Genomic DNA, 18,426 nt, shown 5'->3' with positions numbered 1-18,426 from the left:
CGGCTTCAGACGCGTCACGGATGTGATGCGCCTCACCTACCGATTGTTCGGTCGTCGGCACATTTTGGCTACAGGCACCCCCAGGCTGTGGACAAACGGTTCTCCACAGCCTGTGATGGACGCAGTACGTCCACGACAGGAAGGCGGGGGGACGTGGCATCTGAACAAATGGCCGAGAGCCCGGACGGCAGCGGCCCTCGGCCGTCCCCTCGTCCCCTGGACGCCATCGACCAGGACATCCTGCAGATGCTGCAGGCGGACGGCCGCGCGTCGATACGGTCGGTCGCCGACCGGGTGCATGTCTCGCGGGCCAACGCCTACGCGCGCATCAACCGCCTCATCGAGGACGGCGTCATCCGCGGCTTCGGAGCCCGCGTCGACCACGAACGCGCGGGTCACGGCACCTCGGCGTACGTCACCCTGAAGATCGTCCAGAACTCCTGGCGTGCGGTGCGCGAGCAGCTCAGGCAGCTGCCGGGGGCCTCCCACATCGCGCTGGTCGGCGGCGACTTCGACGTGCTGCTGCTGGTGCACACCTCCGACAACCGGGCGCTGCGCGAGCTGGTGCTCACCCGGCTCCAGGCGATCCCGGAGGTGCTCAGCACCCGCACCCTGCTGGTGTTCGAGGAGGAGGACCTGGAGCCGCAGGGCTGAGCCGGGCCCCTCAGGCTGGTTTGCCCAGTCCCCCGAACACCAGCCGCACCACCGCTTCGGCGACCTCGCGCTCGCTCATGCCCCGCCCGTCCGGCCGGTACCACTCGACGATCGAGTTGATCATCCCGAAGACCAGCCGTGTCGCGAGCCGTACCTCCACGTCGCCGCGCACGTCCCCGTCCGCGGCCGCCGCCTTCAGCAGTTCGGCGACCCGGTGGTCGAAGTCGCGGCGCCGCTCCAGGGCCCACCGCTCGGTGCCGGTGTTGCCGCGCACCCGCAGCAGCAGGGTGACGTACGGCAGCTCGGCTATGAGCACCTCGACCATCCGCCGTACGACGTACTCCAGACGCTCCGCGGCCCGTCCCACGCGGGCCCGCTCCTCGTCGAGGATCTCGAAGAGGCCGTCCAGCGCCCGGTTCACGGCCCGGCGCAGCAGTTCCTCCTTGCCGGTGACGTGGTGGTAGATCGACGACTTGGAGATGCCGGCCGCCTTGGAGAGGTGCTCCATGGAGGTGCCGTCGTAGCCGCGCTCGTTGAAGACCTGGACGGCCACGGACAGCAGCGTCTGGGGGGTGTACGTGTCACGCTTGGCGGCCGTCATGAAGTGCTGCCCTCCCGCTTGTCGGTGGCGTACGCGTGGCGGTACAGCGCCAGGGAGGGCGCGTAACGCCCCGAGGGGTCACGCAGGTGCAGGTCGTCCAGGAGGGCGTAGGCCCAGTTGCGGCCCAGGCGGCGGCTCCACTCGAAGGGGCCCAGGGGGTAGTTGACGCCGAGCCGCATCGCCGTGTCGATGTCCTCCTCGGTGGCCACGCCCTTGGCGACGGCGTCGTGCGCGAGGTCGACGATCCGGGCGACCGTACGGGCGACGATCATGCCGGGGACGTCGCCGATCACGCTGACCTGCTTGCCGAGCGCCTGGAAGAGTCCGGTGGCCTCGGCGAGCGTGCGCGGGGAGGTGTCCTGGGAGGCGGACAGAGCGATCCGGGACGCCCGGCGGTAGTCCAGCGCGAGGTCGAAGTAGACGACGTCCCGGAACTCGACCGAGGTCTGTCCGTCGGCGAGGGCCAGCTGCCCGCCGCCGGGCAGCACCAGGCGGGTGCCGTGGTCCTCCTCGTCCTCGCGGACCTGGATGCCCGCCTCGCGGATCAGCGGGACCAGCTCCGCGGCGGGTCCGAGGTCGCCCTCGACCACCACGTACGCGGGTTGCCGTGCCGCATCCGCGGTGTGCGGCTCGGGGCGCTCGGCGGCCTCGCCCTCATCGGAGTAGTCGTACCAGCCCTGTCCGGTCTTGCGGCCGAGCCGGCCCGACTCGACCAGGCGCTGCTGGGCGAGGGACGGCGTGAAGCGCACGTCCTGGAAGAAGGACTGCCACACCGAGCGGGTGACGGACTCGTTGACGTCCTGACCGATCAGGTCCGTCAGTTCGAAGGCGCCCATCTTGAAGCCGCCGCACTCCCGCAGCACCGCGTCGATGGTGGCGGGGTCGGCGCCCTGGGCCTCGTAGACCGCGAACGCCTCGGCGTAGAAGGGCCGCGCGATGCGGTTGACGATGAAGCCCGGGGTGTCGGCGCAGGCCACCGGGGTCTTGCCCCAGGCGCGGGCCATCTCGTACGCACGTGTGGCCGACGACACGTCCGTGGAGAACCCGGAGACGACCTCGACGAGCGGGAGCAGCGGGGCGGGGTTGAAGAAGTGCAGGCCGACGAAGCGGCCGGGGTTGCGCAGGGCGCCGCCGATGGCCGTCACCGACAGGGAGGAGGTGTTGGTGGCGAGCAGGCAGTCCTCGTCGACGACGGCCTCGAGCTCGCGGAACAGCTCCTGCTTGACGTCCAGCCGTTCCAGAACGGCCTCCATGACCAGGGCGCAGTCGGCGAGGTCGGCGATGCTCCCGGCGGGCAGCAGCCGGGCGCGTGCCGCGTCCCGGTCGGCGGCGCCGAGACGGTCCTTCTCGACGAGCCGGTCGAGGCGCGCGCCGATCGCGTCGGCGGCCTCCCGGGCCCGTCCGGGCATGGCGTCGTACAGCCGTACGGTATGGCCCGCGACCAGTGCGACCTGGGCGATGCCCTGGCCCATGGTGCCGGCGCCGACGACGGCCACGGGGCTGCTGAGGTCGAGTCCTGTCATGTGCGCGATCCTCCCGCACGGGGTTTTCCACAGATGCGGCGGACCCCCTTGTCCCGACCGATCGTTCGGTTACTCTAACTCTGACCGCCTGTTCCCGCCCATGTTTCTGCCCAGGTCATGAGCTCGACGAAGAGTTCAGGAAACGAGGAGTTGGTCCCGCATGGCCGCCGAACTCACCGCGCACGATCTGATCGCCAAGCACCGGCCCACCCTTGACCAGGCGCTGGAAGCGATCCGCACCCGCGCGTACTGGTCCCCGCACCCCGAGCACCCCAAGGCCTACGGAGAGAACGGCAGCCTGGACGCCGCGGCGGGCAAGGCCGCCTTCGACGCCCTCCTCGGCACCCGCCTCGACCTCGGCCAGCCCGGCACGGACGACTGGGTGGGCGGCGAGGTCTCCCCGTACGGCATCGAGCTGGGCGTCACCTACCCGCACGCGGACATCGACGCGCTGCTGCCCGCGATGAAGGCCGGTCAGCGAGCCTGGCGGGACGCGGGCGCGGAGATCCGCGCGGTGGTCTGCCTGGAGATCCTCAAACGGATCAGCGACCGGACGCACGAGTTCGCGCACGCGGTCATGCACACCTCCGGCCAGGCCTTCATGATGGCGCTCCAGGCGGGCGGCCCGCACGCTCAGGACCGCGGTCTGGAAGCGGTGGCGTACGCGTACGTGGAACAGGTCCGCACACCCGACACCGCGGAGTGGACCAAGCCGCAGGGCAAGCGTGACCCGCTGGCGCTCACCAAGCGGTTCACCCCGGTGCCGAGGGGCATCGGCCTGGTCATCGGCTGCAACACCTTCCCCACCTGGAACGGCTACCCGGGCCTGTTCGCCTCCCTCGCCACCGGCAACGCGGTCCTGGTCAAGCCGCACCCGCGCGCGGTGCTGCCGCTGGCGCTCACCGTGCAGGTGGCCCGCCAGGTGCTGGCCGAGGCCGGATTCGACCCGAACCTGGTGGCGCTGGCCGCCGAGCGTCCCGACGAGGGCATCGCGAAGACGCTGGCCACTCGCCCGGAGATCCGGATCATCGACTACACCGGCTCGACGACGTTCGGTGACTGGCTGGAGGCCAACGCCCGCCAGGCGCAGGTGTACACCGAGAAGGCCGGCGTCAACACCGTGCTGGTGGAGTCGACCGGCGACTACAAGGGGATGCTGGCCAACCTGGCGTTCTCCCTGTCGCTCTACAGCGGCCAGATGTGCACCACCCCGCAGAACCTGCTCGTCCCGCGCGACGGCATCCGCACCGACCAGGGCCCGAAGACCTTCGACGAGGTGGTCGCGGACCTGGCCCGCTCCGTCGAGGGCCTCCTGGGCGACGACGCGCGTGCGAACGCCCTGCTCGGCGCCATCGTCAACCCGGATGTGAAGTCCCGTCTGGACGCGGCCTCCGGGCTCGGTGAGGTCGCCCTCGCCTCACGGGAGGTCAGCAACCCGGAGTTCCCGGGCGCGGTCGTCCGCACCCCCGTCATCGTCAAGCTGGACGGGGCGCGCAAGTACTGGGACGGGGCGGACGACGAGCCCGCCTACCTGCGCGAGTGCTTCGGGCCCGTGTCCTTCGCCGTCGCCGTCGACTCCGTTGCCGAGGCGACGGAGCTGCTGCGTCGGACCATCCGCGACAAGGGTGCGATGACGGTGGGCGCGTACACCACCGACGAGGAGGTCGAACGGGCCGTCCAGGAGGTCTGCCTGGAGGAGGCCGCCCAGCTGTCCCTGAACCTCACGGGCGGGGTGTACGTCAACCAGACGGCCGCCTTCTCCGACTTCCACGGCTCCGGCGGCAACCCGGCGGCCAACTCGGCCCTCACCGACGGGGCGTTCGTGGCGAACCGCTTCCGGGTGGTGGAGGTCCGGCGGGAGGCGTAGGGCAGCCGGCTGGTAGAGCATTCCCTGGGCGCCAGGTAGGGCGCCTCGTAGGGCGCCTCGTAGGACACCTCACAGGCGCCGCTCGTGGGGCGCCTGTGAGGAGACGCCGGGTGCGCCCCCGGTGGCGCTCCAGTGGTACAGCGTCATGGCCACACTGGTCGCGAGGTTGTAGCTGGAGACCTGGGGGCGCATCGGCAGTGCCAGCAAGTGGTCGGCCCGGGCGCGTAGTTCGGCCGACAGGCCGCTGCGTTCCGAGCCGAAGGCGAGTACGGCGTCGTCCGGGAGCTTGGTGCCGCGCAGGTCGTCGCCCTCGGGGTCCAGCGCGAACACCGGCCCGGCGGGCAGTTCGTCGACGGTCAGCCGCTCCACCGCGGTCGCGAAGTGCAGCCCTGCTCCACCGCGTACGACCGTGGGATGCCAGGGATCGAGCGTGCCGGTGGTGACCACTCCGGTCGCGCCGAAACCGGCGGCCAGACGGATCACGGCCCCCGCGTTGCCCAGGTTGCGCGGGTTGTCGAGGACCACGACCGGCGCGGTGCGCGGGGTGTGCGCCAGCCTCTCCAGATGCGACGCGCGAGAGGGACGTACGGCCAGGGCGGCCACCGCGGTGGGATGAGGGCGCGGCACCAGGGAGGTGTACGTCGTCTCCGGGACCTCGGTCAGGAGCGCGTCCAGCGTGTCCCGTACGTCGGGGGCCAGCTCGTCGGCCAGGGCGAGCGCGGCGGCCCGGTCGACGGCGACGGCCACCGGCACCTCGGCGCCGAAGCGGACCGCGTGCTTGAGGGCGTGGAAGCCGTCGAGCAGCACGGAGACGTCAGCAACCCGGCGCCACCAGCTCACAGGATCGGGGGCGGTCATGCGTGAAGCCTACGTGCGGAGGATCGAGGGTCCGGAAGGTCTTCGGGTCTTCGGGGTCATCTAGGCCTGCTTGGTCTTCCGGCTCCCGTCGAGTTCCTGAAGTTCTCGGAATCTAGGAGTGCTCCTAGGCTTCCGGGTTCTTCGGGGTCTCCGGAGTCTTCATGGCCTCACCGGTCGCCGAGGTATTCGATGCCTCCGACGCCACCGGTTTCACCAGGTTCACCTCATCCACCGGGGTGCGCTGCTCCGGTACGCCCTTCGGTACCCCCGTCCTCGTACGCCCCCTGACCGCCGACCCCGCCGTGACAGACGGCACCGCCGGCAACCGCTCACGCACGCGCGTCGCCCATCCGCCGAGCCGGTGCAGGAACGACGTCGGCAGGAACACGGCGTCGGCGGCGATCATCGCCAGCGAGAAGAACGGCAGCCCCAGGATCACCGCGATCACGGCATGCTCGATGATCATCGCGGTGAGCAGGACGTTCTTGACCCGTCGGTTGAACAGCGTGAACGGGAACGCGACCTGCACGGCGACCGTCCCGTAGGTCACCAGCATCACCATGATGCCGCTGGCCGACAGCAGGTCGGCGAGGGCGGGCCACGGCGAGAAGTAGTCGAGGTGCAGCGGGTAGTAGGCGGCGGTGCCGTCCTGCCAGCGGGTGCCCTGGATCTTGTACCAGCCGGCCGTCGCGTAGATCAGACAGGCCTCGGCCATGATCACGAGCAGCGCCCCGTTGTGGACGATGTTGCCGACCACGTCGAGCAGGATCCGCGGCTCGCCGGACCTGGCGAACCGCCCCACCGCCCACCACAGGCCCAGCGCGACCCATACGACCCACAGGAGCACCGGCACGGTCGGGTCACCGTCGAGCCGGCCGGCCAGGGTCACCGCGACCAGCGTCAGCCCGAGCCCGCTCCACAGGACCGGACCCACCCGGTCCGTGACACGCTCCCCGAGCGCCCGTGCCGCCCGCGAGAGCCGTGCCCGGCGCTCGTCCAGCGACCACACCTGGCCGCAGCGGGTGAAGACGAGGTAGATGGACATCAGGTGCAGGACGTTGTCGCCGCCGTCCCCCATGAAGATGCTGCGGTTCTGCAGCGACAGCACGCCGACCATGAAGAGCACCGACATCGTGCGGGTGCGCCAGCCCAGCAGGAGCAGGACGCTCGTCAGGACCGAAAGCGCGTAGAGGACCTCGAACCAGAGGCGGCCGTCGGACCACATCAGGGCCGTGAAGGCACCGTTCGTCGAGATCAACTGTTCGGCGAGGTCCCAGCTCCAGGGGCCGTCGGGACCGTACATCTCCTGGCGGTGAGGGAACTCCCGCAGCAGGAACAGCAGCCAGGTCGCACTGAAGCCGATGCGGATCATGGCGGTCTGGTACGGACCGAGGGCGGACTCGGTGACGCGGGCTATGCCGGACGAGACGGAGAGAGCGAACCGGTTCACTTCGCGCCCCCCGCGGCCGTGCCCGCCGTATCCGCCTCGCCTGCCCTGCCCGCCGTATCCGCTGAGTCCGCCGTGTCCGGCGGTGCGGCCGACCACCAGGGCAGCACGCGGTACGTCGGCTTGTCGGAGACCTTCTCGTCGCTCCACGCGGGCGCGGGCACGTTCGTGGTGCGGGAGCGGATCTGGACGAGGTCGACGGCGCCGCCCTTCCCGGCCGCGTTCTCGCGGTCCAGGCGCAGCGACACGATGCGGCGCAGATAGGTCTCGGACAGGGAGCCACGCAGTCCTATCGCACGGTTGTCGGTGTCGTGCGTGGAGACGAAGAAGTCCCAGGCCCGGCGCAGTTCGTTCTGCTGGGTGTGGCTCGGCAGCAGATTGCCGTCGATGGCCCGGCCGTCCTGTGCGGACAGGTCGTACCAGCCGGTGGTCCGTATCCCGCCGTCCGCGGACCGGACCTGTGCGCGGACCTGGACGGCGATGTTCTGCTGCAGCGGGTTCGGCGCGAACAGCTTCCAGTTCTGCTCGAACTCCGGGTAGATCCAGTCGTCGATCGCCTTGCCGTGCTGCTTGGTCAGCGTGTTCGACGGGGCGACGTGCAGGAACACCATGCCGATGTGGACACAGACGGCGACGGCGACGACGGCGAGGGCCACAGAGACCGCGATCTGGTACTTGAGGGAGAGCGCCCCGAGTCCGATCCGGGCGTCGGCACCGGCATCGGCACCGGCGTCCGGGGCGCTGGGCTCGTCCGGCCCGCGCGGGGGCCTCCAGCCTTCGTCGTACGCGTCCATTCCGCCCCGTCTCCCGATCCCCGGTCGTGCTCCGGTTCTGTTCCCGGCCCGCCCGCGCCGGGCACGCGGCTCCCACGACGCTCGCACGGAACGGTACTCAGGGCCGCCCTCCCGGCACAGCCCCCATCGTCCCCACCTCGACGTCACCCCGGTTGTCCACAGACCACGCCGGAGACGCCGTGAGTTGTCCACAGCGGTTGACACCTTACGGCGCCCGTCTCACCATGGAATCGCACGAACCGAACGATCGGTCGGGAGCATGCACCGGCCGGGCACCGGCAGAGTCCAGGTCGAGGGGGACTTCATGGCGACAGCAGCCGCGCATCACACGGCCCAGACGGCCGGAGCACAGACGTACGACGGACAGGGCGGTGTTCGTGAGGATCAGGCCGTCGACGCCGCCGCGTACCAGCGCGCCTTCGACGCCACCGTGGCCGCCGACGAGCGCGTGGAGCCGCGCGACTGGATGCCCGACGCCTACCGCGCGACGCTGGTCCGACAGATCGCGCAGCACGCCCACTCCGAGATCATCGGCATGCAGCCGGAGGCGAACTGGATCACCCGAGCGCCCTCGCTGCGCCGCAAGGCCATCCTGATGGCCAAGGTCCAGGACGAGGCCGGCCATGGGCTGTACCTCTACAGCGCGGCCGAAACCCTCGGCACCGGCCGCGACGAGCTGCTCGACAAGCTGCACACCGGCCGCCAGAAGTACTCCTCGATCTTCAACTACCCCACGCTGACCTGGGCGGACGTCGGCGCGATCGGTTGGCTCGTGGACGGCGCGGCGATCACCAACCAGGTCCCCCTGTGCCGCTGCTCGTACGGCCCGTACGCACGCGCGATGGTCCGCATCTGCAAGGAGGAGTCCTTCCACCAGCGACAGGGGTACGAACTGCTGCTGGCCCTCAGCCGCGGGACGCCGGAGCAGCACGCGATGGCGCAGGACGCGGTGGACCGCTGGTGGTGGCCGTCCCTGATGATGTTCGGCCCGCCCGACGACGAGTCCTCGCACTCCGCCCAGTCGATGGCCTGGAAGATCAAGCGCCACTCGAACGACGAGCTGCGGCAGCGGTTCGTCGACATCTGTGTCCCCCAGGCCGAGTCCCTGGGTCTCACCCTCCCCGACCCGGACCTGCAATGGAACGAGGAGCGGGGGCACCACGACTTCGGCGCCATCGACTGGACGGAGTTCTGGGACGTGCTCAAGGGCAACGGCCCGTGCAACGAACAACGGATCACGCAGCGCAGGCGCGCGCACGACGAGGGCGCCTGGGTACGGGACGCGGCCGCCGCGTACGCGGCCAAGCACAACAGGGGGACGGGAGTGAGCCGAGGATGACCAACACCGACTGGCCTCTGTGGGAGGTCTTCGTGCGCTCCCGCCGCGGCCTCTCGCACACCCACGCCGGCAGCCTGCACGCGCCGGACGCGGAACTCGCCCTGCGCAACGCCCGCGATCTGTACACCCGGCGCGGCGAGGGCATCTCGATCTGGGTCGTCCCCTCGTCCGCGATCACCGCGTCCTCGCCCGACGAGAAGGACCCGTTCTTCGAACCGGCCGCCGACAAGCCCTACCGCCACCCGACGTTCTACGAGATCCCGGAGGGGGTGAAGCACCTGTGACCGCGGCCGAGACGACGACCACCCCCAAATCCGCGGCCGCCCTCGCCCTCGGCGACGACGCCCTGGTGCTCTCGCACCGCCTCGGCGAGTGGGCGGGTCACGCCCCCGTCCTCGAGGAGGAAGTGGCCCTCGCCAACATCGCGCTGGATCTCCTCGGCCAGGCGCGGGTGCTGCTGTCGCTGGTCGGCGACGAGGACGAGCTGGCGTATCTGCGCGAGGAGCGCGCCTTCCGCAACCTCCAGCTGGTGGAACAGCCGAACGGCGACTTCGCCCACACGATCGCCCGCCAGCTGTACTTCTCCACCTACCAACACCTGCTCTACGCCGAACTCGCCACCGGGGGCGGCCCGTTCGCCCCACTGGCCGCCAAGGCCGCCAAGGAGGTCGCCTACCACCGCGATCACGCCGAGCAGTGGACGCTGCGACTCGGCGACGGCACCGACGAGGGTCACGAACGGATGGGGCGGGCGTGCGAGGCGCTGTGGCGCTTCACCGGTGAGATGTTCCAGCCGGTGGAGGGGCTCGAAGTCGACCGGGAGCGGCTGGAGGGGGCCTGGCTCGCCTCCGTCGAGGACGTGCTGCGCCGGGCCACCCTCACGGTCCCGGAGGGCCCGCGGTCCGGGGCGTGGCAGGCCGGCGCGGGCCGGCAGGGGCTGCACACCGAGCCCTTCGGGCGGATGCTCGCCGAGATGCAGCACCTGCACCGCAGTCACCCGGGGGCGTCATGGTGACGCTCACCGCCCTGGAGGCGGAACTCCTGGACGTGGCCGGTTCGGTGCTCGACCCCGAACTGCCCGTGCTCACCCTCAAGGAGCTGGGTGTGCTGCGCGCGGTGCACCTGCGCGGCACCGACGCGGTCGAGGTGGAGCTGACCCCGACGTACACGGGGTGCCCGGCCGTCGAGGCGATGTCCCTCGACATAGAGCGCGCGCTGCACCAGCACGGCATGCGCGAGGTCACCGTGCGCACGGTGCTCGCGCCGGCCTGGTCGACGGACGACATCACCGACGAAGGGCGCCGCAAGCTGCGGGAGTTCGGCATCGCCCCACCTCGGGTACGGCGGGAGTCCGGACCGGTCACGCTCGCGCTCGGGCCGACCCGCACCCACGTCGGCGAAACCGCGGGGACCCGCCAACCCACCACGGCCCACGCGACCGAAGCGACCGAAGCGACCGAAGCGACCGAAGCGACCGAAGCGACCGGGAAGGCTGCCCCGATCCAGTGCCCGCACTGCGGTTGCGCCGACACCGAACTGCTCAGCCGTTTCTCCTCGACGGCGTGCAAGGCGCTGCGGCGCTGCCTTGCCTGCCGTGAACCGTTCGACCACTTCAAGGAGTTGTGATGGCCCGCTTCCACACGCTCCCGGTGGCGGCGGTCGACCGGCTGACCGACGACTCCGTGGCCCTCACCCTCTCCGTGCCGCCGGAGCTGCGCGAGAAGTACCGGCACGCACCGGGCCAGCATCTCGCCCTGCGGCGGATGGCCGACGGCGTCGAGATCCGGCGTACGTACTCGATCTGCTCCCCGGCCCCCGCGACGGACGCCGAGGGTCCACGCACCCTGCGGGTCGGTGTGCGGCTGGTCGAGGGCGGCGCGTTCTCCACCTTCGCGCTCAAGGAGATCGACATCGGCGACGAACTGGAGGTGATGACCCCGGCGGGACGCTTCACGCTCGACCCCGCGCCCGGCCTGTACGCGGCGATCGTCGGCGGCAGCGGCATCACCCCGGTCCTGTCGATCGTGGCGACACTGCTGGCACGCGAGCCCGAGGCCCGGTTCTGTCTGATACGCGGCGACCGGACATCCGCCTCCACCATGTTCCTGGAGGAGGTCGCCGACCTGAAGGACCGCTACCCCGAGCGGCTCCAACTGGTGACGGTGCTCTCCCGGGAGGAACAGCAGGCGGGGCTGCCGTCCGGCCGGCTCGACCGCGAGCGGCTGACCGGACTGCTCCCGGCACTGCTGCCGGTGGAGCAGGTCGCGGGCTGGTTCCTGTGCGGGCCGTTCGGGCTGGTGCAGGGGGCCGAACGGGCACTGCGGGAGCTCGGGGTCGCCCGGACCCGTATCCACGAGGAGATCTTCCACGTGGACCCGGTCGCTCCCACAGCCGCCGTCCCCGCACCCGCGCACAGCACGGTGACCGCCCGGCTCGACGGCCGGGGCGGCACCTGGCCCGTCCAGGACGGCGAGTCACTGCTGGAGACGGTTCTGCGCAACCGGCCCGACGCGCCCTACGCCTGCAAGGGCGGGGTGTGCGGGACGTGCCGGGCGTTTTTGGTCGCCGGCGAGGTGCGGATGGATCGCAACTTCGCGCTGGAGCCGGAGGAGACACAGGAGGGGTATGTGCTGGCATGCCAGTCGCATCCGGTGACGGAGAAGGTGGAGCTGGACTTCGACCGGTAAAAAACCGAAGGCGGCCGACCGTTCCCTTCTTCTAGAACCTGTTCTATCTTGACGCCTCGTCAGACATCTGGGTCGTCGGGCCCGGCCGGTGGGCCGGGGTGCGTGCGGGAGGGGCAGGGACCGTGGACTTCACCTTCACCGAGGAGCAACAGGCGGCGGCCGAGGCGGCACGGGGGGTGTTCGCCGGGGTCGCGCCGGACACGGTGCCCAGTCCGTCCCTCACCGCGGGCGCCGTCGGCGACGACTTCGACCGCGCACTGTGGAGCAGGCTCGCCGAGGCGGATCTACTGAGCCTGACGACGGCCCCGGAGTACGGCGGTGCAGGCCTGGACGCCATCGCGCTCGGTCTGGTGCTGCGCGAGGCCGCCCAGGTGCTGGCGCGGGTGCCACTGCTGGAGCACAGCGCGGCCACGGCAGCCGTACAGGCCCACGGCGGCGAGGAGTTGAGGTCCGCACTGCTGGCGCGGGCGGGCCGGGGAGAGGTCGTGCTGACCGTCGCCGCGAGCGGCCGCACCGGCCACGACCCGGCCGAGCGCGCCGTGACCGCCCGTCAGGAGGGGCCGGAGTGGATCCTCGACGGGGTGCAGACGGCGGTGCCCTGGGCGTACGGCGCGGACCTCGTCGTCGTACCGGCACACACGGCCGCCGACCGTACCGTCCTCGCGCTGGTCCCCCGCCGCCACCCGGGCGTCGTTCTCGCCGAGCAGATCTCCACCACCGGCGAGCGGCTGGCCGAACTGCGCCTGGAATCGGCGCGGATCGCGGCCCGGGAGGTCATCGACGTCGACGGCGCCTGGGAGTGGCTGCGCGATCTGCTGGCCACCGGGACGTGCGCACTGGCACTCGGTCTGGGCGAGCGTGTCCTGCGCATGACCAGCGACTACACCAGCAAACGGGAGCAGTTCGGGTTCCCGGTCGCCACCTTCCAGGCCGTCGCCGTCCAGGCCGCGGACCGCTACATCGACCTACGGGCCATGGAGGCCACGCTGTGGCAAGCGGCATGGCGGCACGGCTCGGGGACCCAGGGGGCGCTGCCCGTCTCCGGTGATGTGGCGGTCGCCAAGGTGTGGGCGGCCGACGGTGTCCGGCGGGTCGTGCAGACGGCGCAGCACCTGCACGGAGGGTTCGGTGCCGACGTCGACTATCCCCTGCACCGCTACCACGCCTGGGCCAAGCACCTCGAACTGTCACTGGGCCCGGCGTCGGCACACGAGGAATCCCTGGGCGACCTGCTGGCAGCCCACCCACTGGGCTGACCGAACACCTCGCGACGCCTGCGTTCAGCGCCCCGAACGCTCCGGATCTCTCACAGGACGAAGCCCGGCCGGCCCTCGTTCGTCACCACGGGCCGGCCCACGGCCGCCCACACCTGCATACCGCCGTCGACGTTCACCGCGTCCACGCCCTGCTGGACGAGGTACATCGCGACCTGCGTAGAACGCCCGCCGGAGCGGCAGATCACATGCACCCGCCCGTCCTGCGGTGCCGCCTCGGTGAACTCGCCGTACCGGGCCACGAACTCACTGATGGGGATGTGCAGCGCCCCGTCGGCATGGCCGGCCTGCCACTCGTCGTCCTCGCGGACGTCCAGCAGGAAGTCGCCGTCCTTGAGGTCCGTGACCTCGACCGTGGGCACACCAGCTCCGAAATGCATGCCCCCGACGCTACCCGACAAAGAAGCCGCCGAAAGAGCCGACCGGATCGCACCCGCGACCTGGCTGGGGCCTGTCGTTTGGATCAGGTCGCAGGGAATTGAGGGTGCCTTGTCAGCGTCGGTGAGCGGGGCGTGGTGCGTTCAGCTGCAAGGCGGATGAGGGCGTCGATGCGGAGCATCGGCAACCGACGACAACGCGGGTGGGGGTCCCTCCCGCTCGAGCGAAGCCGAGAGTGGGGGAGGGCGTGCCACGCCCCGCGTCTGCGGCGTGATCCAAACGACAGGCCCTAGGCCAGGAGCTCCGCCAGCTCCGCCTCGCGCGTCGCCACGTCGGCCAGGAGCTTCTCGGCGATCTCGTCCAGGAGACGGTCCGGGTCGTCCGGCGCCATCCGGAGCATCGAGCCGATCGCGCTCTCCTCCAGGTCCCGCGCGACCACGGCCAGCAGTTCCTTGCGCTGAGCGAGCCATTCGAGGCGGGCGTACAACTCGTCGGCGGGCGTGGGCCCCTGCTCGGGTGGCTTCGGCCCGGCGGCCCACTCCTCCGCCAGCTCCCGCAGCAGCGCCTCGTCCCCGATGGCGTAGGCGCCGTTGACCCGGGTGATGAACTCCTCACGGCGCGTCCGCTCGCTCTCGTCCTGCGCGAGATCCGGGTGCGCCTTGCGGGCCAGGTCGCGGTAGAGCTTGCGGGCCTCGTCGCTGGGGCGGACCCGCTGCGGAGGCCGCACCGGCTGGTCGGTGAGCATCGCCGAAGCCTCCGGGAACAGCCCCTGGCCGTCCATCCAACCGCCGAAGAGTTCCTCGACACCGGGCATCGGCATGACCCTGGCCCGCGCCTCTTCGGCCTTGCGCCGATCCTCGGGGTCTCCGGTACGGGAGGCCCGGGCCTCAGCGATCTGGGCGTCCAGCTCGTCGAGCCGGGTGTACATCGGACCGAGCTTCTGGTGGTGCAGCCGGGAGAAGTTCTCGACCTCGATCCGGAAGGTCTCGACCGCGATCTCGTACTCGATCAGCGCCTGCTCGGCGGCCCGCACAGCCCGCTCCAGCCGTTCCTCGGGCCGGGGCGCACCGCCTTCGGACGCCTGCCGGCCCTCGCCGGCGACACCATCTTGATCAGCTTCCGGGGTCGTCACCCGACCAGCCTAGGCCACGACCGGAGGACACCTCGGAACGCACCACACTCACCCGCCGTCACGCTCTCCTCAGCTCTCACACCCCCTCCTCCGCCGCGATCCGCCCGGACCGCACCGCCGCCACCAGATCCGCGTGGTCCGCCTCGGTGCGGTCGGCGTAGGAGACCGCGAACGCGGCGAACGCCTCGTCCAGTTCCTCGTTCTTGCCGCAGTAACCGGCGATCAGGCGGGGGTCGGCGCTGTGCGCGTGGGCGCGGGCAAGAAGCGCGCCGGTCATGCGGCCGTAGTCGTCGATCTGGTCGGCCGCCAGGGCCGCGGGATCCACACTGCCCTTGCGGTTACGGAACTGCCGTACCTGGAAGGGCCGGCCATCGACCGTCGTCCAGCCCAACAGGATGTCGCTGACGACCTGCATACGCTTCTGCCCGAGGACCACCCGGCGTCCCTCGTGGTCGACCGCGGGCACCTCGAAGCCCGCCGTCACCAGGTGCGGCACCAGCGCCGACGGACGGGCCTCCTTGACCTGGAGGACCAGCGGCTCCCCTCGGTGGTCCAGCAGCAGCACGACGTACGACCGGGTTCCGACGCTGCCCGTGCCGACGACGCGGAAGGCGACATCGTGCACCGCGTGCCGGGCCAGCAGCGGGAGGCGGTCCTCGGAGAGCGTGCTGACGTACTCCTCCAAGGAAGCGGTCACCGCCGCGGCTTCCTCGTCCGGCACGCGCCGCAGCACCGGCGGGGCGTCCACGAAACGGCGCCCGCCGTCCTCGGTCAGCTCAGTCGACTTCGCGGCGAAACGTCCGCTGGTGTTGGCCCGCGCCTTCTCGGACACCCGCTCCAGCGTGCCGAGCAGGTCGTGGGCGTCGGCGTGGGAGACGAGTGCCTCGTCCGCGATGGCGTTCCACGCGTCCAGGACCGGGAGCTTGGCGAGCAGCCGCATGGTGCGACGGTAGGAGCCCGCCGCCCCGTGCGCGGCCCGGCGGCAGGTGTCCTCGTCGGCGCCCGCCTCGCGGCCGGCCAGTACCAGCGAGGCGGCGAGCCGCTTGAGATCCCACTCCCAGGGTCCGTGGACCGTCTCGTCGAAGTCGTTCAGATCGATGACCAGGCCGCCGCGTGCGTCGCCGTACAGGCCGAAATTCGCCGCGTGGGCGTCGCCGCAGATCTGGGCTCGGATCCCGGTCATGGGGGTGCGCGCCAGATCATGGGCCATGAGGCCCGCCGCTCCCCGCAGGAAGGCGAAGGGCGTGGCCGCCATCCTGCCCACCCGTATCGGCGTGAGCTCGGGGATCCGACCGCGGCCGGACTCCTCGACCGCGCTCACCGCGTCGGGACGGGCGCCGTCCAGGTCGAGGGTCGCGTGCACAGCGCGCGGGACTCGGCGCCGCAGCGCCTTCCCCTCCTCCTTGGGTGTCCCCTCAGCGGGCCACCCCGCGAAGCCACGCACCCGAGGGAGCCGACGTGCCCGCCCCGCGTCCGCTTCCACCGGCACCATGCCCGCCGCCGTCTCCGCACCGACCTCGGTCATGCCGACCGCCTCCCCCGCACCGGAACCCGTACACACACTCGCACCCACGGCGCGGCCACGGCCGCAGCCGCAGCCGCACGAACATCAACTCGTGCCGACCGTACAGCCGGTGGCCGAAAACCGTCACACCCTGTGGACAACTCAGCCGATGTGGAGATGGCACCCGCGTCACTATGCCCGCGCTCACCCGCTCCCTCTGCTCCTCCTTCCCATCCAGGACTGACAACCCCGTCGGGTAAGCGCTCCTACCAGGACGGCGATGACGATCGCCCCCGAGTCGATGACGTGCGGAAGCCGGGGGAAGAAAGCGAAGAAGGCGAGTGTCACGACAAGCCCCCCGACGAACGCGGCGACCCCAACCGCCCGCTGTCGCGCCCCCCATCTCTGGTCTCGCCCCTGCTGTTGATCAATCATGAACGGCTCACCTCGTGATGTGATGGCACTGGCTCACTCGGCGCACCCCGTTGACGTGGAGATGCGCACACGCCTTTCCATAACGAGGCAACGTCTGGGGAGAGTTGTTCCGCATCGGATCGATCTTGCACTCGGGGTGAGTTCGTCCCCGGGAGGTCCTGTACGTCTTGTTGTTGGTGTTCGCGTAGGTGAAGTCGATCCGCCAGTTACAGAACCCGCTACCGAGCGCGGCGACGAAAGCGCAGTCCACACCGGCGTTCTGATAGGTGATCTTCTTCCCGCCCCCACGGACGATGTGCGTGAACACGCAACCGGTCGGGACCTTCATTGTCATGCCTCCGACGCTGTACTCGAAGGTTCGGACTGGAGTCGATCCCACGGCGCCGGCCTGCGCCACCGAGGAACTCGTCAGTACGAGCGCGCATGCAGCAGCAAGGGCCATGAACGGCCTGGATCGACAAAGCACAGCCATGCGTGATGCCCTTCCGGGGGAGAATCTCTTCACCCCAAGAGAACTGCGCCGACTCGATCATGTTTCTGTCCGATGGGACCATTCACCGACTTGAGTGATCAAGGGATAGTGCACTGACCAGCTGGTTCGACCACAGCCACAAGATCGGCACTATCACGGCGTACTGTGAGCGAGTTGCTCGCAACAAGGGCCCCGATGCGGTGAACGAGACATGACGACTCCGCTCACTGGCGGCAGTCAGGAGTCCGCTCCGATGCAGCGTTGGGAGAGCGAAGGGGCTCGGCCGCAAGCCGCTCTCGTCCGGGGCATGCTCAGGTTCACGGTGGCACCCCTAGGTGATGGCCCTGTCGTCCGGGGCGTGCTTCCCGTCCCGACCGAACGAGGCGTGGGGAGAGTGGCCGTCTGGAACGGCTACGACATCGGGACCTCGGTGGCCTACGACCTGCCTCTGGTGGACCACCATGGCGACCACATCGCCGCCTCCGCGCTGGCAGCGGCTCTGCGGCAGGGCGTACGGCAGACGGCCGACGATCCACGGACCGCAGCGGGCCACGACCGTGACGGGCACGGCATCCCCGTCGTGGCTGCGGAGAAGTGTTCGGCCTGGCCCACTGGTAGCGCTTGGGCACGTCCTGCCCGGGCTCACAGGAGGACCGTGCGGACTGGCGCTCCGAAGCCGCCTGTACGAACGCCTAGAAGACGCCGGCACCCGCCCCATCCGCAGCATCGCCACCCGACCACCTGTTGCTGGCCTTCCAGCTCGCCCCCGCCAACCGCAAGCGGCCTGGGCCGACTCGATCGCCCTGCACGGCAACCGGCCCCACCGCCGGCCCACCCGCCGCCGCAAGACCAAGCCACTGGCCACCTGAACCCCCCAGGGGGCCACCTCACCCAGCCCTGAGACCTTCCTCACACGCCACCAGTCGCCGGCGGCAAGACAACCAGCCCGCAGGAGAGCAACCGAAGATCCGCACCTGAAAGAAAACGGACCGCCGACGACCTCAAGCCGTCGGCGGTCCACGTGTTTTCCGCCACAAACCAGAAGGGCGGCATCGTGATCACGATGCCGCCCGTTCCGTCGGTGCAACTAGAGCACTCTGTCGGTGCTCCGATGTGCGCGAGGGGGGAGTTGAACCCCCACGCCCTTGCGGGCACTGGAACCTGAATCCAGCGCGTCTGCCTATTCCGCCACCCGCGCATTGGGTGTGTCTTCGGGCTGTTCCCCCTAGGGGCTGGCGCCTTCCGACACGCAGAACATTAGCACGGTGGACGGGGTGGATTCACATCGCTTCCGGCCGGGCAGCCGCCCACCAGCACGGTCGCGCGAACCCACCGAACCGGACGGGCCTCCGACTACGTATCAACAGTGTCGCTTCACGTATCAACCTCGTACCGGTCCCGCCCGTCTCCCCAGGAGCCGGTCCGGGTCCACAGCCCGGTGCGGGACACTGGTCTGCGGCC

18 protein-coding genes and 1 tRNA gene are annotated in these 18,426 nt (G+C 70.5%); 8 read left to right on the top strand and 11 right to left on the bottom strand.

The window, feature by feature from the left end:
- The first annotated feature begins 168 nt into the window (after positions 1 to 168).
- Positions 169 to 654 (top strand): Lrp/AsnC family transcriptional regulator, encoded by a 486-nt coding sequence (locus ABZ027_RS06295; protein WP_356764927.1) that lies wholly within the window; start codon positions 169 to 171, stop codon positions 652 to 654.
- 10 nt (positions 655 to 664) lie between these two features.
- On the opposite strand, the gene ABZ027_RS06290 is transcribed toward ABZ027_RS06295, so the two are convergent.
- Positions 665 to 1,255, bottom strand: coding sequence for a TetR/AcrR family transcriptional regulator (locus ABZ027_RS06290; protein WP_356764879.1), 591 nt, complete (start codon positions 1,253 to 1,255; stop codon positions 665 to 667).
- On the bottom strand, positions 1,252 to 2,778 hold the full coding sequence (locus ABZ027_RS06285) for a 3-hydroxyacyl-CoA dehydrogenase (protein ID WP_356764877.1): 1,527 nt from the start codon (positions 2,776 to 2,778) through the stop codon (positions 1,252 to 1,254). The genes ABZ027_RS06290 and ABZ027_RS06285 overlap by 4 nt, the downstream gene beginning before the upstream one ends.
- Positions 2,779 to 2,938: 160 nt before the next feature.
- Here ABZ027_RS06285 and paaN point away from each other — a divergent pair, with 160 nt between their 5' ends.
- The gene (paaN, locus tag ABZ027_RS06280; RefSeq protein ID WP_356764875.1) at positions 2,939 to 4,645 is read left to right on the top strand and encodes a phenylacetic acid degradation protein PaaN; all 1,707 of its coding nucleotides are present in this window, start codon (positions 2,939 to 2,941) and stop codon (positions 4,643 to 4,645) included.
- A gap of 69 nt (positions 4,646 to 4,714) precedes the next feature.
- Here paaN and ABZ027_RS06275 read toward each other — a convergent pair whose 3' ends face one another.
- The 3 genes from ABZ027_RS06275 to ABZ027_RS06265 form a co-directional block, all read right to left on the bottom strand.
- Positions 4,715 to 5,503 (bottom strand): TrmH family RNA methyltransferase, encoded by a 789-nt coding sequence (locus tag ABZ027_RS06275; protein ID WP_356764873.1) that lies wholly within the window; start codon positions 5,501 to 5,503, stop codon positions 4,715 to 4,717.
- Between the two features lie 124 nt (positions 5,504 to 5,627).
- Positions 5,628 to 6,953, bottom strand: a complete 1,326-nt coding sequence (locus ABZ027_RS06270) for an HTTM domain-containing protein (protein ID WP_356764871.1) — start codon at positions 6,951 to 6,953, stop codon at positions 5,628 to 5,630.
- Positions 6,950 to 7,744, bottom strand: coding sequence for a DUF5819 family protein (locus ABZ027_RS06265; protein WP_356764869.1), 795 nt, complete (start codon positions 7,742 to 7,744; stop codon positions 6,950 to 6,952). The genes ABZ027_RS06270 and ABZ027_RS06265 overlap by 4 nt, the downstream gene beginning before the upstream one ends.
- 304 nt (positions 7,745 to 8,048) lie before the next feature.
- Between ABZ027_RS06265 and paaA the strand changes: the two genes are divergently transcribed.
- The 6 genes from paaA to ABZ027_RS06235 all read left to right on the top strand — a co-directional run bounded on the left by paaA (position 8,049) and on the right by ABZ027_RS06235 (position 13,026).
- Positions 8,049 to 9,083 carry a 1,2-phenylacetyl-CoA epoxidase subunit PaaA gene (gene paaA / locus ABZ027_RS06260; RefSeq protein WP_356764867.1) on the top strand — a complete coding sequence of 345 codons (1,035 nt, stop codon included), beginning with the start codon at positions 8,049 to 8,051 and terminating at the stop codon, positions 9,081 to 9,083.
- Complete coding sequence (gene paaB / locus ABZ027_RS06255) at positions 9,080 to 9,367, top strand: 1,2-phenylacetyl-CoA epoxidase subunit PaaB (protein ID WP_356764865.1); 288 nt, start codon at positions 9,080 to 9,082, stop codon at positions 9,365 to 9,367. The genes paaA and paaB overlap by 4 nt, the downstream gene beginning before the upstream one ends.
- Positions 9,364 to 10,098: a 1,2-phenylacetyl-CoA epoxidase subunit PaaC gene (gene paaC, locus ABZ027_RS06250; protein WP_356764863.1), complete on the top strand. Its 735-nt coding sequence runs from the start codon at positions 9,364 to 9,366 to the stop codon at positions 10,096 to 10,098. The genes paaB and paaC overlap by 4 nt, the downstream gene beginning before the upstream one ends.
- Entirely contained in the window at positions 10,092 to 10,709 is a 618-nt protein-coding gene (gene paaD / locus ABZ027_RS06245; RefSeq protein WP_356764861.1) for a 1,2-phenylacetyl-CoA epoxidase subunit PaaD, read from the top strand. The genes paaC and paaD overlap by 7 nt, the downstream gene beginning before the upstream one ends.
- Positions 10,709 to 11,770 carry a 2Fe-2S iron-sulfur cluster-binding protein gene (locus tag ABZ027_RS06240; protein WP_356764859.1) on the top strand — a complete coding sequence of 354 codons (1,062 nt, stop codon included), beginning with the start codon at positions 10,709 to 10,711 and terminating at the stop codon, positions 11,768 to 11,770. Before paaD ends, ABZ027_RS06240 begins: the two co-directional genes overlap by 1 nt.
- Positions 11,771 to 11,892: 122 nt before the next feature.
- Positions 11,893 to 13,026: an acyl-CoA dehydrogenase family protein gene (locus tag ABZ027_RS06235; RefSeq protein WP_356764857.1), complete on the top strand. Its 1,134-nt coding sequence runs from the start codon at positions 11,893 to 11,895 to the stop codon at positions 13,024 to 13,026.
- Positions 13,027 to 13,076: 50 nt separating this feature from the next.
- On the opposite strand, the gene ABZ027_RS06230 is transcribed toward ABZ027_RS06235, so the two are convergent.
- The 6 genes from ABZ027_RS06230 to ABZ027_RS06205 all read right to left on the bottom strand — a co-directional run bounded on the left by ABZ027_RS06230 (position 13,077) and on the right by ABZ027_RS06205 (position 18,163).
- Positions 13,077 to 13,406 (bottom strand): rhodanese-like domain-containing protein, encoded by a 330-nt coding sequence (locus tag ABZ027_RS06230; RefSeq protein WP_356764925.1) that lies wholly within the window; start codon positions 13,404 to 13,406, stop codon positions 13,077 to 13,079.
- A 305-nt stretch (positions 13,407 to 13,711) separates the two neighbouring features.
- Entirely contained in the window at positions 13,712 to 14,554 is an 843-nt protein-coding gene (locus ABZ027_RS06225; protein ID WP_356764855.1) for a J domain-containing protein, read from the bottom strand.
- Between the two features lie 76 nt (positions 14,555 to 14,630).
- Positions 14,631 to 16,046: a DUF2252 domain-containing protein gene (locus ABZ027_RS06220; RefSeq protein WP_356764923.1), complete on the bottom strand. Its 1,416-nt coding sequence runs from the start codon at positions 16,044 to 16,046 to the stop codon at positions 14,631 to 14,633.
- A 454-nt stretch (positions 16,047 to 16,500) separates the two neighbouring features.
- Positions 16,501 to 16,827, bottom strand: coding sequence for a hypothetical protein (locus tag ABZ027_RS06215; protein WP_356764853.1), 327 nt, complete (start codon positions 16,825 to 16,827; stop codon positions 16,501 to 16,503).
- A gap of 469 nt (positions 16,828 to 17,296) precedes the next feature.
- Entirely contained in the window at positions 17,297 to 17,533 is a 237-nt protein-coding gene (locus tag ABZ027_RS06210) for a hypothetical protein (RefSeq protein WP_356764851.1), read from the bottom strand.
- Between the two features lie 546 nt (positions 17,534 to 18,079).
- Positions 18,080 to 18,163, bottom strand: a tRNA-Leu gene (locus ABZ027_RS06205).
- Between the last annotated feature and the right edge of the window lie 263 nt (positions 18,164 to 18,426).

Source organism: Streptomyces sp. NPDC006332 (genome assembly GCF_040612855.1).
Taxonomy (GTDB): domain Bacteria; phylum Actinomycetota; class Actinomycetes; order Streptomycetales; family Streptomycetaceae; genus Streptomyces.
Note: the sequence above shows the minus strand (reverse complement) of the source record. Positions and strands in the feature narration are given on the sequence as shown.